This window comes from Pseudomonas sp. NY15181 (assembly GCF_048068055.1).
Classification (GTDB): Bacteria; Pseudomonadota; Gammaproteobacteria; order Pseudomonadales; family Pseudomonadaceae; genus Pseudomonas.
In genome coordinates this window covers 42,523-56,428 of sequence record NZ_JBLUPT010000002.1, presented here as the reverse complement: position 1 = coordinate 56,428, position 13,906 = coordinate 42,523, and the positions used below count along the sequence as shown (strand labels likewise).

At 66.8% G+C, this 13,906-nt stretch carries 11 protein-coding genes; 8 read left to right on the top strand and 3 right to left on the bottom strand.

The features are described 5' to 3' along the window. Positions 1 to 41 precede the first annotated feature (41 nt). Positions 42 to 2,261 (bottom strand): primosomal protein N', encoded by a 2,220-nt coding sequence (locus ACNFBT_RS05705; RefSeq protein WP_416747307.1) that lies wholly within the window; start codon positions 2,259 to 2,261, stop codon positions 42 to 44. Between the two features lie 210 nt (positions 2,262 to 2,471). Here ACNFBT_RS05705 and rpmE point away from each other — a divergent pair, with 210 nt between their 5' ends. The 7 genes from rpmE (at position 2,472) to ACNFBT_RS05670 (ending at position 9,507) form a co-directional block, all read left to right on the top strand. Beyond that, a complete protein-coding gene (gene rpmE / locus ACNFBT_RS05700) occupies positions 2,472 to 2,687 on the top strand; it encodes a 50S ribosomal protein L31 (RefSeq protein WP_090264577.1) in 216 nt (71 codons plus the stop codon). Positions 2,688 to 2,712: 25 nt separating this feature from the next. Further along, positions 2,713 to 3,507 (top strand): thermonuclease family protein, encoded by a 795-nt coding sequence (locus ACNFBT_RS05695; RefSeq protein WP_416747305.1) that lies wholly within the window; start codon positions 2,713 to 2,715, stop codon positions 3,505 to 3,507. 38 nt (positions 3,508 to 3,545) lie between these two features. Beyond that, positions 3,546 to 4,955, top strand: a complete 1,410-nt coding sequence (locus tag ACNFBT_RS05690) for a M48 family metalloprotease (protein WP_416748285.1) — start codon at positions 3,546 to 3,548, stop codon at positions 4,953 to 4,955. Between the two features lie 103 nt (positions 4,956 to 5,058). After that, positions 5,059 to 6,327, top strand: a complete 1,269-nt coding sequence (locus ACNFBT_RS05685; protein ID WP_416747303.1) for a malic enzyme-like NAD(P)-binding protein — start codon at positions 5,059 to 5,061, stop codon at positions 6,325 to 6,327. Positions 6,328 to 6,471: 144 nt separating this feature from the next. Further along, positions 6,472 to 7,815 (top strand): NfeD family protein, encoded by a 1,344-nt coding sequence (locus ACNFBT_RS05680; RefSeq protein WP_416747301.1) that lies wholly within the window; start codon positions 6,472 to 6,474, stop codon positions 7,813 to 7,815. Beyond that, complete coding sequence (locus ACNFBT_RS05675) at positions 7,815 to 8,585, top strand: slipin family protein (protein ID WP_416747299.1); 771 nt, start codon at positions 7,815 to 7,817, stop codon at positions 8,583 to 8,585. The genes ACNFBT_RS05680 and ACNFBT_RS05675 overlap by 1 nt, the downstream gene beginning before the upstream one ends. Before the next feature lie 190 nt (positions 8,586 to 8,775). Then, entirely contained in the window at positions 8,776 to 9,507 is a 732-nt protein-coding gene (locus tag ACNFBT_RS05670) for a substrate-binding periplasmic protein (RefSeq protein ID WP_416747297.1), read from the top strand. Positions 9,508 to 9,562: 55 nt separating this feature from the next. Here ACNFBT_RS05670 and yccS read toward each other — a convergent pair whose 3' ends face one another. Both yccS and dbpA read right to left on the bottom strand, forming a co-directional pair. Further along, positions 9,563 to 11,758, bottom strand: coding sequence for a YccS family putative transporter (gene yccS / locus ACNFBT_RS05665; RefSeq protein ID WP_416747295.1), 2,196 nt, complete (start codon positions 11,756 to 11,758; stop codon positions 9,563 to 9,565). Positions 11,759 to 11,936: 178 nt separating this feature from the next. Continuing rightward, positions 11,937 to 13,313, bottom strand: coding sequence for an ATP-dependent RNA helicase DbpA (gene dbpA / locus ACNFBT_RS05660; RefSeq protein WP_416747293.1), 1,377 nt, complete (start codon positions 13,311 to 13,313; stop codon positions 11,937 to 11,939). A gap of 321 nt (positions 13,314 to 13,634) precedes the next feature. Between dbpA and ACNFBT_RS05655 the strand changes: the two genes are divergently transcribed. After that, on the top strand, positions 13,635 to 13,847 hold the full coding sequence (locus ACNFBT_RS05655) for a cold-shock protein (RefSeq protein ID WP_015475193.1): 213 nt from the start codon (positions 13,635 to 13,637) through the stop codon (positions 13,845 to 13,847). Positions 13,848 to 13,906 lie beyond the last annotated feature (59 nt).

Genomic DNA, 13,906 nt, shown 5'->3' with positions numbered 1-13,906 from the left:
GGCCGGGCGGTTTCCTCGGAAGGAATCGTCCGGGTGAATGGTCAGAACAGATCGATCGGGTCCACGTCCAGCGACCAGCGCACCTGGCGCCCGCCGGGCATGCCTTCGAGCGTCTGCAGCCAGGGTGTGAGCAGACGATGCAGTGGCGCGCGGGCGCTGCTCATCAGCAGCAGCTGGGCGCGGAAACGGCCGGCGCGGCGTTCCATGGGCGCCGGCACCGGGCCAAGGAGTTCCACGTCGCTGCCCAGCGCGGCCTGCAGGCGCTCCGCCTCGGCGCAGGCTTCGTCGAGGAAGGCTTCTGCCTGCCCGGGCTTGTGCGCCTCGGCGCGCAGCAGCGCCAGGTGCGCGAAGGGCGGCAGGCCGGCGGCGCGGCGCTCGGACAGGGCCTGGTCGGCGAAGGCGAAGTAGCCCTGCTCGGTGAGCTGCACCAGCAGCGGGTGGTCGGCCAGGTGGGTCTGGATCAGCACGCGGCCTGGTTCTTCGGCCCGCCCGGCGCGGCCGGCGACCTGGACGATCTGTTGGGCCATGCGCTCGCTGGCGCGGAAGTCGGCGGAGAACAGCCCGCCGTCGGCGTCGAGGATCGCCACCAGGGTGACGCGGGGAAAATGGTGTCCCTTGGCGAGCATCTGGGTGCCCACCAGGATGCACGGCTCGCCTTTGTTGATGGTGGCGAACAGGTCGCGCATGGCGTGCTTGCGCGAGGTGCTGTCGCGGTCGATGCGCAGCACCGGGTAATCCGGGAAGAGGATGCGCAGGCGCTCCTCGGCGCGCTCGGTGCCGGCGCCGACCGGGCGCAGGTCCACCGTGCCGCATTTCGGGCAATTGCGCGGCGGCCGTTCGCGGTGGTCGCAGTGGTGGCAGCGCAGTTCGCCGCTGCCCTGGTGCACGGTCATCCGCGCATCGCAGCGCGGGCACTGGCTGATCCAGCCGCAGTCGTGGCACAGCAGGGTCGGGGCGAAACCACGGCGGTTCAGGTAGACCAGGACCTGCTGGCCGGCGGCCAGGGTTTCCTTGATCGAACGCTGCAGCGGCATGGAAATGCCCGAGTCCAGCGGCAGGCTCTTCACGTCCAGGCGCTGGAACTTCGGCTGGTGCGCGCCGCCGGCGCGCTGGGTCAGGCGCAGCAGGCCGTAGCGGCCGCTCTGGGCGTTGTGCAGGCTTTCCAGCGCGGGGGTGGCGGAGCCCAGCAGGATCGGCACGTTCTCCAGGCGCGCGCGCACCATGGCCAGGTCGCGGGCGTGGTAGCGCAGGCCTTCCTGCTGTTTATAGGAAGCGTCGTGCTCCTCGTCGATGATGATCAGCCCCGGATTCTTCAATGGGGTGAACAGCGCCGAGCGGGTGCCGATGACGATGTCTGCTTCGCCATCTCGTGCCGCCAGCCAGGCGTCGAGGCGCTCGCGGTCGGTCAGAGCGGAGTGCAGCAGGGCGATGCGCGCGTTGAAGCGGCGCTCGAAGCGGCTCAGGGTCTGCGGGCCGAGGTTGATCTCGGGGATCAGCACCAGCGCCTGCTTGCCGGCCTCCAGGGTCTCGCGGATGAGCTGCAGGTAGACCTCGGTCTTGCCGCTGCCGGTGACGCCGGCCAGGAGGAAACTGTGGAAGCTGCCGAAACCGGCGCGCACGGACTCGAAGGCGGCGCGCTGTTCGGCGTTCAGCGGCAGTTCCGCCTGCGCCAGCCAGGGGCCGTGGTGCGGCGGTACGCTATGGATGCGCACCTCCAGCGAGACCAGCCCCTTTTCCTGCAGCAGGTCGAGGCTGTCCTTGTTGATCTGCAGCTGGCTGAGCAGTTCGTGGGCGACGCCGTGGGGGTGCTGCTTGAGAATCTTCAGCGTCTCGCGCTGGCGCGGCGCGCGGGCCAGGCGCGGGTCGTCCTCGCGGGCGCCCGGTTCGGCGTGCCAGAAGCGCTGCTGGCGCGCCTCGGCGGGGTCGCCCTGGCGCAGCAGGTTGGGCAGCGCCCAGGAGAGGGTGTCGCCCAGGCTGTGCTGGTAGTACTGCGCCGTCCAGCGGCACAGCTCCAGCAGGTGCGCCGGCATCGGCGGCTCGCGGTCGAGCACGGCCAGGGCCGGGCGCAGCTTTTCCGCCGGGACGTCGGAGCTTTCCACCTTGTCCATCAGTACGCCGACCAGCTCGCGGCGGCCGAACGGCACGCGCAGGCGCACGCCTGGCTGCAGACGTGCCACGTCGACCCCGCGCGGTGGCAGGTAGTCGAACAGGCGGCGCAGCGGCGAGGGCAGGGCGAGGCGTAGAATGGAGGGTGAGGGCACGCGGTGCGATTCCGGGCGGCGGGGAGCGGCGATCTTAGCACCCGGCGACCATCGGTCGAGGCTTGACTTGCGTGGAAAAACAGCTCTGGTATGATCCTCGCCCTTAATTTGTGCGGTGCCCGGTAAAGATCCCGCCTGCGGTCCTCGAAGACCGTGGCTCGGCTTCTGACAGAGACTGGGTGGCGGCACACCAACCAGAGAGAAGACATCATGAAACCGGAAATCCATCCCGCGTACGAAGAAATCGAAGCTACCTGCAGCTGCGGCAACGTGATCAAGACCCGTTCGACCCTGTGCAAGAGCATCCACCTGGACGTCTGCTCCGAGTGCCACCCGTTCTACACCGGTAAGCAGAAAGTCGTCGACACCGGCGGCCGTATCGATCGCTTCAACCAGCGTTTCGCCATGTTCGGTGGCAAGAAGTAAGATCGATTTCCGGGAAAGGCCCTCGATGGTTTTTCACGGTATCTCGAAAAAGGCGTCCCTTGTGGGCGCCTTTTTTATGGCCGTCTGTTTTGTAACCGACCTGAGCGCGGCTGCCTGCCCGAATCCTGAATCGCCCGAGACGGTGCGCGTGGCGAGGGTGGTGGACGGTGACACCCTGAAGCTCGCCGATGGCCGCAGCGTGCGCCTGATCGGCGTGAACGCCCCGGAGCTGGCCCACCGCGGCCGCTCGGAAGAGCCCTTCGCCGTCGCCGCGCAGCGCCGGCTGCAGGAGCTGGTGGCGGCCAACGACGGCGAGGTCGGCCTGGTCGCCGGCCGGCAGGGCACGGACAAGTACGGCCGCACCCTGGCCCATGCCTACGATTCGCGCGGCAACAACCTCGAATCCCGCCTGCTCGCCGAGGGCCTGGGCTACCTTGTAGCTATTGCGCCGAACACCGATCTCACCGCCTGCCAGCAGGCCGCCGAGCGCGAAGCTCGCAGCGCCGGGTTGGGGCTATGGAAGCGTGCGCCGGTTCAAACCGCGCAACAACTTCACGAAAGTGGCTTTGCCGTGGTTCGCGGCCGCGTCGAACAGGTGCAACGTAATGGCGGTGGCCTGTGGATCGATCTCGATGGCCCGCTGGTGCTGCGCATCGATCCGCGACTGCTGAGGAACTTCGACAATGCAACCCTGCGAGGTCGGCAGGTGGAAGCGCGCGGCTGGGTGATCGACCGGTCCGAGCGCGGCACAATCAAACCCGGACAGGCACGCTGGATGCTGCCTTTGACCGACCAGGCGATGATGGAGGTATTGCCATGAACGTACGCTCGTTCGGAATCCTTGCCCTGCTGGCGCTGATGAGCGTCCTGGGCGGTTGCGCCGTGAACCCGGCCACCGGCAAGTCCGACTTCGTGATGATGAGCGAGCAGGAAGAGCTCAGCCTGGGGCAGAAGTACAGCCAGGAAATCCTCAAGCAGTACCCGCGCTACGAGGACGAGAAGCTGCAGGCCTATGTGCAGCAGGTCGGCGAACGGGTCGCCCGCGCTGGTGACCGGCCCAACCTGCAATACCACTTCACCGTCATCGACACGCCGGACATCAACGCCTTCGCCCTGCCCGGCGGCTACATCTACATCCATCGTGGCCTGATGGCCTACCTGGGGTCGGAAGCGGAACTGGCGGCAGTGCTCGGCCACGAAGTCGGCCACGTCACCGCCCGCCACAGCGTGCGCCAGCAGAGCCAGTCCAGCGCCTGGAACATCCTCGGGCAGGCCGTGGCCATTGGCACCGGCGTGGGCGCTGCGGCCGACCTCACCAACGTACTGGGCACAGCCTTCGTTCGCGGATACGGCCGCGACATGGAGCTGGAAGCCGACGGCCTGGGCGCCAAGTACCTGGCCCGCGCTGGCTACGACCCCACCGCGATGATCCAGGTGGTGCGGGTGCTGAAGAACCAGGAAGACTTCGCCCGCGACGAGGCCCGGCGCAAGGGCCAGGCGACCCAGCCGGTGGGCTACCACGGACTGTTCGACACCCACCCGGACAACGACCAGCGCCTCAAGCAGGTGATCGGTCCCGCCCAGGCCCTGGCCGGCAACAGCCAGCACGAGGTCGGCGCCGAGCGCTACCTGAAGGCCATCGACGGCATGCCGTTCGGCGACTCCGCCGCCAGTGGCGTCCGTCGCGGGCAAAGCTTCTACCACTCGGAGCTGGACTTCACCCTCACCTACCCGGCGGGCTGGGGCATCCTCAACCAGCCGACCGCCCTGGTGGGCTTCACCGCCGACCAGCAGGCCTATATCGGCATGAAGCTGGTGCAGCGCGATGGCCAGCTGACGCCGGTGGAGTTCCTGCGCAAGGGCTCGGGCGGCCGCCTGGCGGGCGAGGAGAGCTTCCAGCAGGCCGGCCTGGACGTCGCCACAGGCGTGGTGCCCGGCTCGCCCGCGCGCCGCGTTGCGGTGATCTACCAGAAGGACCGCGCCTACCTGTTCGTGGGTGCGGTCAAAGGCCGCGCCTCCCTGGAGAGCGTGGATGACCAGTTCCTGCAGGTGATCCGCAGCTTCCGGCCGCTGCGTGCGGACGAGAAGAAGCTGGCGCAGCCGCGCCGGATCGCCGTCGTTCAGGTCAAATCCGGGCAGACTGTCGAGGAGTTTGCGAAAGCGGGGCCGGGTCTGGAGTCTGACTCGATAAATCGTATACGCTTATTGAATGACTTGTATCCAATCGGCCAGCCAAAATCTGGAGATTGGCTGAAGGTCGTACGCTAGAGGTCTTGACAGCAGGGGCTTGGGCTACCTTGGCAGGTGCGGGCTTTCTGCGTATGCTCGGACCCCCGTCTGTCCAACAAGTAACAAAAGCGGAAGTGCCCAAATGTCTGATCTCAAGACCGCTGCCCTCGAATATCACGCCCAACCCCGCCCCGGTAAACTGAGCGTCGAGCTGACCAAGCCGACCGCCACCGCCCGCGACCTGTCGCTGGCGTACAGCCCGGGCGTCGCCGAGCCGGTACGCGAAATCGCGCGTGATCCGGAACTGGCCTTCAAGTACACCGGCAAGGGCAACCTGGTCGCAGTCATTTCCGACGGCACCGCCATTCTCGGCCTGGGCAACCTCGGCCCGCTGGCCTCCAAGCCGGTCATGGAAGGTAAAGGCGTGCTGTTCAAGCGCTTCGCCGGTGTCGACGTGTTCGACATCGAAGTCGATGCCGAAAGCCCGCAGGCCTTCATCGATACCGTCAAGCGCATCTCCATCACCTTCGGCGGCATCAACCTGGAAGACATCAAGGCACCTGAGTGCTTCGAGATCGAGCGCGCGCTGATCGAACAGTGCGACATCCCGGTGTTCCACGATGACCAGCACGGCACCGCCATCGTGACCGCCGCCGGCATGCTCAACGCCCTGGAAATCGCCGGCAAGAAGCTGGAGTCCGCGAAGATCGTCTGCCTGGGCGCCGGCGCCGCCGCCATCTCCTGCATGAAGCTGCTGGTGAGCATGGGCGGCAAGGTCGAGAACATCTACATGATCGACCGCCAGGGCGTGATCCACGCTGGCCGCAACGACCTGAACCAGTACAAGGCCGTGTTCGCCACCGAGACCGACAAGCGCACCCTGTCCGACGCCCTGGAAGGCGCCGACGTGTTCGTTGGCCTGTCCGGCGCCAACCTGCTGAGCGCCGAAGACCTCAAGCGCATGGCGCCGAACCCGATCGTCTTCGCCTGCTCCAACCCGGACCCGGAAATCAAGCCGGAACTGGCCCACGCCACCCGCAATGACGTGATCATGGCCACCGGCCGTTCGGATTACCCGAACCAGGTGAACAACGTGCTGGGCTTCCCCTTCATCTTCCGCGGTGCCCTGGACGTACGCGCCACCCGCATCAACGAAGAGATGAAGATCGCCGCCGCCCTGGCCCTGCGTGACCTGGCCAAGCAGCCGGTACCCAAGGACGTGTGCGACGCCTACGGCGTGAGCGCCCTGGAGTTCGGCCGCGAGTACATCATTCCGAAGCCGATGGACAAGCGCCTGATCACCGTCGTTTCCGACGCCGTGGCCAAGGCTGCCATCGAGACCGGCGTGGCGACCCTGCCGTATCCGAAGCACTACCCGCTGAAGTCCGTCGAAGACGTCTTCAACGGCTGATTCGCAACGGCTCACGAGAAACCCCGCTTCGGCGGGGTTTTTCGTTTCCGGCGGGGCGTCGGGGCCGGGGGACTATGCTTAGAGAAGGGCGCCGTCCATTCATTCACTCGCCACGGCGCCCGCCGGCTGCGGCCGGGAGGCGCCATGTTGAGGCTGCTCCGTCGACTCGCCTGTTTCCTGCTGCTTGGCGCAGGCGGGGCGCTGGCGGCTCCAACGGCTGTGGTGTTGAGTGTGAACGGCGCCATTGGGCCGGCGACCGCCGACTACGTGGTGCGGGGCATCGCCCGGGCCGCCGATGAGGGTGCGGCGCTGGTGGTGCTGCGCATGGATACCCCCGGCGGGCTGGACAGCGCGATGCGCAGCATCGTCAAGGCGATCCTGGTCAGCCCGGTACCGGTGGCCGGCTACGTCGCCCCCGGCGGCGCGCGGGCTGCCAGCGCCGGAACCTACATTCTCTATGCCTGCCACATCGCGGCGATGGCGCCGGGCACCAACCTGGGCGCAGCGACGCCGATCGAGATCGGCATGCCCAGTCCCGAGCGCTCGCAGGACAAGCCCGCCGACAAGCCCGACAGCAACAGCAGCACCCTCGAACGCAAGCAGATCAACGATGCCGCGGCCTACATCCGCGGCCTGGCGCAATTGCGCGGGCGCAACGCGGAGTGGGCCGAACGCGCGGTGCGCGAGGCGGTCAGCCTGGCGGCGGACGAGGCGCTGAAGCAGAAAGTGGTGGATGTGGTGGCGCCGGACATTCCCATGCTGCTGACGCTGATCGACGGCCGAAGCGTCAGCGTCGAAGGCCGCGACATGCGCCTGCAGGTGGCCGGCGCGGCGCTGGTGCAGCGTGATGCGGACTGGCGCACCAAACTGCTGGCGGTGATCACCGATCCCAGTGTGGCGCTGATCCTGATGATGATCGGCATCTATGGGCTGATCTTCGAGTTCGCCAACCCCGGCATGACGCTGCCCGGCGTGCTGGGGGCGATCTGCCTGCTGCTGGGGCTGTATGCGTTGCAGATGCTGCCGGTGAGCTATGCCGGGGCGGCACTGATCCTGCTCGGCCTGGCCTTCATGGTCGGCGAAGCCTTCATGCCCAGCTTCGGTGCCCTCGGGCTGGGCGGCATCGCCGCCTTCGTGGTCGGGGCGCTGATCCTGGTCGACACCGATGCGCCCGGCTACGGCGTTCCCCTGGGGCTGGTGGTCGCGTTGGCGACCGTCAGCGCGCTGTTCATCGCCGGCGTCCTCGGCGTTGCGATCAAGGCCCGGCGTCGCGCCGTGGTCAGCGGCCCGGCGGGCCTGGTGGGGAGCCTGGCAACCATCCAGTGGGTGGCCGATGACGATCCCTGCGCCGGCTGGGTGCTGCTGCAGGGCGAGCAGTGGCAGGTCCGCGCCGACCGGCCGCTGCACAGTGGCCAGCGGGTACGGGTAATGGCGCGCAATGGCCTGAGCCTCGAAGTGGCGGCCAACGACGATTCAGGAGGTGTGTAATGGGCTTTCCCTTCGGACTCTTGGTGGCGCTGATCCTGCTGCTGTTCCTGGTGCTCAGCGCGTTGCGGATCCTGCGTGAATACGAGCGCGGGGTGGTGTTCCAGTTGGGCCGCTTCTGGAAGGTGAAGGGACCGGGGCTGGTGCTGGTGATTCCGGTAGTGCAGCAGATGGTCCGGGTCGACCTGCGCACGGTGGTGCTCGACGTGCCACCGCAGGACGTGATCTCCCGCGATAACGTCTCGGTGAAGGTCAACGCGGTGGTGTACTTCCGCGTGCTCGACCCGCAGAAGGCGATCATCCAGGTGGAGAACTTCCTCGCCGCCACCAGCCAGCTGGCGCAGACCACCCTGCGCGCGGTGCTGGGCAAGCACGAGCTGGACGAGATGCTGGCTGAGCGCGAGCGGCTCAACATGGACATCCAGAAGGTCCTCGATGCGCAGACCGACGCCTGGGGCATCAAGGTCGCCAACGTCGAGATCAAGCACGTCGACCTCAACGAGTCGATGATCCGCGCCATCGCCCGCCAGGCCGAGGCGGAGCGGGAGCGGCGGGCCAAGGTCATCCATGCCGAGGGCGAGTTGCAGGCGTCCGAGAAGCTGATGCAGGCCGCCGAGATGCTCAGTCGCCAGTCCGGCGCCATGCAGTTGCGTTACATGCAGACGCTGGGCTCGATTGCCGGCGACAAGAACTCCACCATCGTTTTCCCCATGCCCATCGAGTTGCTCAAGGGTTTGCTGGAGCCCAGCAGCAAGTCGACCAAGCCTGAGTGAAGGCAAAGCCTGCCGGATAGCCGACATGCAGAGTCGAAATCTCACGCGCGGTCGCGCTCATGCCGGATGCCCCGAGGGAGGGCCACGGGCCTGATCGATCGTGCGGTGCGTGGCGATGCGGCCCTGGTCTCATCGCGTTGGCAGAGGAGCGGCTAGTCTTGCCTGATTCTTCCCCTGAATGAGTGCGCCGATGCCGCTGCGCCTACTGTTGTTGCTGTTGTGTCTGGTCAGTGTCGCACCGCGTGCCGATGAAGTGCTGCGCATGGCGGCGGACCGTTGGCCGCCCTACGCCGACATTCGCCTGCCGGGCGGCGGCGTCGCGGTGCACCTGGTGCGTGCGGCCTTGCAGCGCGCCGGCTACGCCAGCGAGTACGTCGAAGTGCCCTGGCCGCGTGTGCTGTACGGTGTGCGCGGCGGCGAGTACGACCTGGTGGTCGATGCCTGGTACAGCGCGGACCGGGAGACCTTCGGCGAATATTCCGAACCTTACCTGACCAACCGTGTGCTCCTGATCAAGCACCGTGGCTCGCCAATCACCTTCGCTCGCCTTGCCGACCTTTATCCGTACCGGATCGCCGTGGTGCGGGGTTACAGCTATTCCCCCGAGTTCGACCGCGATCCGCAGTTGCAACGGGTGCCGGTACTCAGTTTCGCCAACGCCGCGCTGATGTTGCAGGCCGGGCGGGTGGACCTGACGCTGGAGGACGAGATCACCGCCCGCCATCAGTTCGCCGGAGAGCTGCTGGCGATCAGGGACCAGCTGGAGTTCCTGCCGGTGCCGCTGGCGGAAAAGGGGCTGCATATCCTGGTCAGCCTGCACAATCCGAAGCACGCGCAGATCGTGGCGGCGTTCAACGAGGCGATCCGTGCGATGCGTGCAGACGGCAGTTATGACGCGTTGATGCGGGAGCATGGGTTGTAGGTCAGCTGCGAATCCGTTCGCGAGCAAGCTCGCTCCTACAGGGAAGGACGCGTGCTCAGGCCGTTTCGGCCTGCTCCGCGCCGATGTCCTTCTTCAGCAGGTGCGCCGCCAGCGTGCGCAACGGCGTGAGCTGGCGACAGATCAGCGCCAGCTGGGTCTGCACCAGGCGATGCGCGTCGTCCTCTTCCTCGGGCAGCTCCTCCAGGCGCTTGGCCAGCGTGTCTTCCTCGTCGCTGTAGATCGCCACCGGCCGCCGCTCGGTGAGGCGCATGGCGATGTCGTCGAGACTGGCGGTGAGGCGTTCGGCGGCCTCGCCGATCAGGCTGTCGCTCGGCGCCGGAGGCAGGCGGTCGCGGTGCGCGCCGAGGGCCGAGAGGTAGCTGAGCAGGGTGTGGGAGAGCACCAGGAAACGGAAGCCGATTTCCGCATCCTTCCGGAAGTGACCGGGCTCCAGCAGCATGTTCGACAGCGTGGTGGAGAGCGTCGCGTCGGCGTTGTGCGCGTTGCGCCGGGCGGTGCGGTAGGCCAGGTCGTCGCGCTTGCCGTTGGCGTACTGCTGCATGATCTCGCGCAGGTAGCGGCTGTTGCACGCGAGGGTGCCACCGACCAGACGGTGCAGGCTGCGGCCGTGCCAGTCGGGCAGCACCAGGAGCACCGCGGCGCCGGCGATCAGCGCGCCGAGCAGGGTATCGAACAGGCGCGGCAGGATCAGTCCGTAGCCGTCGCCCACCTGGTTGAAGCAGAACAGCACCAGCAGGGTGATCGCCGCCGTGGCCAGGGTGTAGCGCGTGCTGCGGCTGGCGAAGAAGGCGACCCCGGCGATCACCGCCAGCAGCGACTGGATCAGCGGGTTGGGGAACAGGTCGATCAGCGCCCAGCCGGCCACCAGCCCTATCAGCGTGCCGAAAATCCGCTGCACCAGGCGGATGCGCGTGGCGCCGTAGTTGGGCTGGCAGACGAACACGGTGGTGAGCATGATCCAGTAGCCCTGGGTCGGGTGGATCAGGTGCAGTACGCCATAGCCGGCCGCCAGCGCCAGCGACAGGCGCAGCGCGTGGCGGAACAGCAGCGAGGTCGGCGAGATCTGCAGGCGGAGGCGTTCCAGCGCCTCTTTCAGCGAGTGCGGCGAGCGGTCCAGCAGGGTGCTGTCCTGCTCGTCGTCCAGTGCATCCGGGTTGCTCGCGCCGCTGAGTTTCTGGTCCAGCGTGGTGAGGTTGGCCGCCAGCGCGCCGAGGGAGCGCAGCAGCCCGCGCCAGGCGGGGTTGCCCTGCTGGCGCAGGTAGTCGAGCGAGGCGTTGAGGTCGGCCAGGGCCAGTTCGCTGTCGTTGTAGTCGAACGGCTGGCGCAGCTGGATGGCCTTCGCCAGCGCCTTGCAGGCCTTGCCCTGCTGGTTGAGCAGGCGCTGGCAGCGGAACAGCACGTCGCTGTGGAAGAAGGCTTCGGCCAGCTGGTTGTACGGGTAGTGCGAGGAACTGGCGCGCTCGTGAACGTCCTGGGCGATGAAATAGAGCTTCAGGTAGCGGCTGATTTTCGGGCTCGGCCGGCCGTGGGACAGCCGCGCGAGGATGGTTTCCTTGGCCTGGTTGAGCGCCACCACCACGCGGCCGTTCTGCCGCGCCAGGGCCAGGCGCTTGGCCTCCACGTCGAGCTGGCGCAGCGGTTCGAGCAGGCTCGACTTGATCTTCAGGTATTCGCCCAGCTCGAAGAACAACCGGGCCAGGCTCTGTTGCACCGGCTGGTTGGCGAACAGCGCGTTCCACAGCACCGAGAGCAGTCCATACCAGCCGGCGCCGATCACCAGCAGCGCCGGCTCGCGCCAGAAGTCGCTGGGGATGCCGCCGCGCTGGTCGACCCCGATCATGGTGTAGATCGACAGGATCAACGTGGCGGAGGCGATGGCCGCATAGCGTTCGCCCAGCGCACCGAGCAGGGTCATCGCGAAGGTCGAGAGCGCAAGGCCCGCGACGAAGACGAGCGGGTAGGGGAACAGCAACTCCACCGCCAGCGAGGCGATGCTGAAGCACGCCAGGGTCACCAGCAGCGCCTGCAGGCGGCCCAGCCAATGATCGTCGGTTTCCGCCAGGGCGCTGGCGATGACGCCGAGGAACAGCGGGATTACCAGCTCCGGCCGACCCTGCAGCCAGCACGCGAGCATGACCCCGCTGAGGGCGACGAACACCCGCAGGCTGTAGGCGAACTTGTCCAGCGCCCAGAGGCGCCGCAGGGACTGGAGCAGAGGGGAGGAGAGCATCGAATCGGGGACTTCCGGGTGTCTGCCGCCCAGACTAGCGGATCGTCTCCGAAGCGGCTATCGCGAGCGCGACAGCTTGTATGACGGGAGCGTAGGAGCGGAGTTTGTCCGCGATGTTCTCCGGCGCGATGCGGGGCAATCGCGGACGCAGTCCGCTCCTACGATCTGAGCGGTGACGTCAGAGAATACGCGCCTTGAACGAGCGGCCCTTGATCTTGCCTTCGTTGAAGTGCTTCAGCGCCAGCTTGGCGACGTCGCGTTCCACGGCGACAAAGGCCTGGAAATCGAAGATGGCGATCTTGCCCACCTGGGTGCCCTTGAGCCCCGCATCGCCGGTCAGCGCGCCGAGGATGTCGCCGGGACGCAGCTTGTCCTTGCGCCCGCCAGCGATGGCCAGGGTGGTCATCGGCGGCAGCAGCGGGGCGTCGTTGGCCTTGAGGAAGTCGATGCGCTCCCAGTTCAGCGGCGCGCCCTGGAGGTCTTCGATGGCCTGTGCGCGGCTGGCCTCGGCCGGGGTCACCAGCGACAGCGCCAGGCCCTTCTCGCCGGCGCGGCCGCTGCGGCCGATGCGGTGCACGTGGACTTGTGCATCGCGCGACAGTTCGACGTTGATCACCGCTTCCAGCGCGGCGATGTCCAGCCCGCGGGCGGCCACGTCGGTGGCCACCAGCACGCTGCAGCTGCGGTTGGCGAACATGGTCAGCACCTGGTCGCGCTCCCGCTGCTCCAGGTCGCCGTGCAGGGCCAGGGCGGAAATCTTGCGGGCATTGAGCTGCTCCACCACTTCCATGCACTGCTGGCGGGTATGACAGAAGGCGACGCAGGACTGCGGGCGGAAATGCTGAAGCAGGCGTACGACGGCATCGAGGCGCTGCTTCGGATCGATCTCGTAGAAGTGTTGTTCGATCTGACTGTCGTCGTGCAGCGCTTCCACTTCCACGCGCTCGGGATTCTTCAGGAACTTCGCCGCCAGTTGGCCGATGCCCTCGGGGTAGGTGGCGGAGAAAAGCAGGGTCTGCCGGCGCGCCGGCAGCTGGCCGATGATGTCGGCGATGCTGTCGTAGAAGCCCATGTCGAGCATGCGGTCGGCTTCGTCGAGCACCAGGGTGTTGAGGCCGTCAAGCTTCAGGGTCTCGCGGCGCAGGTGCTCCTGAATTCGCCCCGGGGTGCCGACCACCACGTGGGCGCCGTGCTCCAGCGAGCCGATCTGTGGGCCGAAGGGCACGCCGCCGCAGAGGGTCAGCACCTTGATGTTGTCGGCGGCGCGGGCCAGGCGGCGGATTTCCTTGGCCACCTGGTCGGCCAGTTCGCGGGTCGGGCACAGCACCAGCGCCTGGCAGCCGAAATAGCGCGGATTCAGCGGGCTGAGCAGGCCGATGCCGAAGGCGGCGGTCTTGCCGCTGCCGGTCTTGGCCTGGGCGATCAGGTCGCGGCCCTTGAGGATCGCAGGCAAGGCGGCGGCCTGGATCGGAGTCATCTCGCGATAGCCGAGGGAATCGAGGTTGGCCAGCAGGTCGGCCGACAGGGAAAGGCTGGAGAATGCGGAGGTGGTCACGAGTGAGGCCCGGGTGAATCCATATGGCCGCGCAGTGTAGCAGGAGGGCGGCCTCCAGCGGGCCGGGATACCGGCGGTGCAAGGCTTTGCGGCCACTCGTCAGAAAACGCGCGACCGGGCGCATATGGTTTTTTATACAGATTCGCTTTCCGCAGATTTTTATCGTAGAGTGCCTGAACTGTGTTTGCATGGGTCGCCGTCGATCGTGACCTGATGCGGTCGGTTATTCCACCCCGTCCTGCTCGACTCCTTGTAACTCCTTGCAACTCAGTTCCTGGCCACTCGCGTGGCTAATTTCCAATTCGTTCCAAGGAGAACACCATGTCGAATCGTCAGAACGGCACCGTCAAGTGGTTCAACGAGACCAAAGGCTACGGCTTCATTACCCCGGAAAGCGGCCCGGACGTATTCGTTCACTTCCGCGCTATCGAAGGTAACGGCTTCAAGACCCTGGCCGAAGGCCAGAAGGTCAGCTTCGAAGTCGTGCAGGGCCAGAAAGGCATGCAGGCCGAGCGCGTTCAGGTGATCAACTAAGATCCCCTGGCGTCAGCCAAAAAACCCCGGGTGGAAACATCCGGGGTTTTTTATTGCCT

Bases quoted from the DNA above. Each gene is read 5' to 3' on its own strand.
- rpmE (WP_090264577.1), top strand. From the start codon at position 2,472: ATGAAACCGGAAATCCATCCCGCGTACGAAGAAATCGAAGCTACCTGC.
- ACNFBT_RS05695 (WP_416747305.1), top strand. From the start codon at position 2,713: ATGGTTTTTCACGGTATCTCGAAAAAGGCGTCCCTTGTGGGCGCCTTT.
- ACNFBT_RS05690 (WP_416748285.1), top strand. From the start codon at position 3,546: ATGAGCGTCCTGGGCGGTTGCGCCGTGAACCCGGCCACCGGCAAGTCC.
- ACNFBT_RS05685 (WP_416747303.1), top strand. From the start codon at position 5,059: ATGTCTGATCTCAAGACCGCTGCCCTCGAATATCACGCCCAACCCCGC.
- ACNFBT_RS05680 (WP_416747301.1), top strand. From the start codon at position 6,472: ATGTTGAGGCTGCTCCGTCGACTCGCCTGTTTCCTGCTGCTTGGCGCA.
- ACNFBT_RS05675 (WP_416747299.1), top strand. From the start codon at position 7,815: ATGGGCTTTCCCTTCGGACTCTTGGTGGCGCTGATCCTGCTGCTGTTC.
- ACNFBT_RS05670 (WP_416747297.1), top strand. From the start codon at position 8,776: ATGCCGCTGCGCCTACTGTTGTTGCTGTTGTGTCTGGTCAGTGTCGCA.
- yccS (WP_416747295.1), bottom strand. From the start codon at position 11,758: ATGCTCTCCTCCCCTCTGCTCCAGTCCCTGCGGCGCCTCTGGGCGCTG.
- ACNFBT_RS05655 (WP_015475193.1), top strand. From the start codon at position 13,635: ATGTCGAATCGTCAGAACGGCACCGTCAAGTGGTTCAACGAGACCAAA.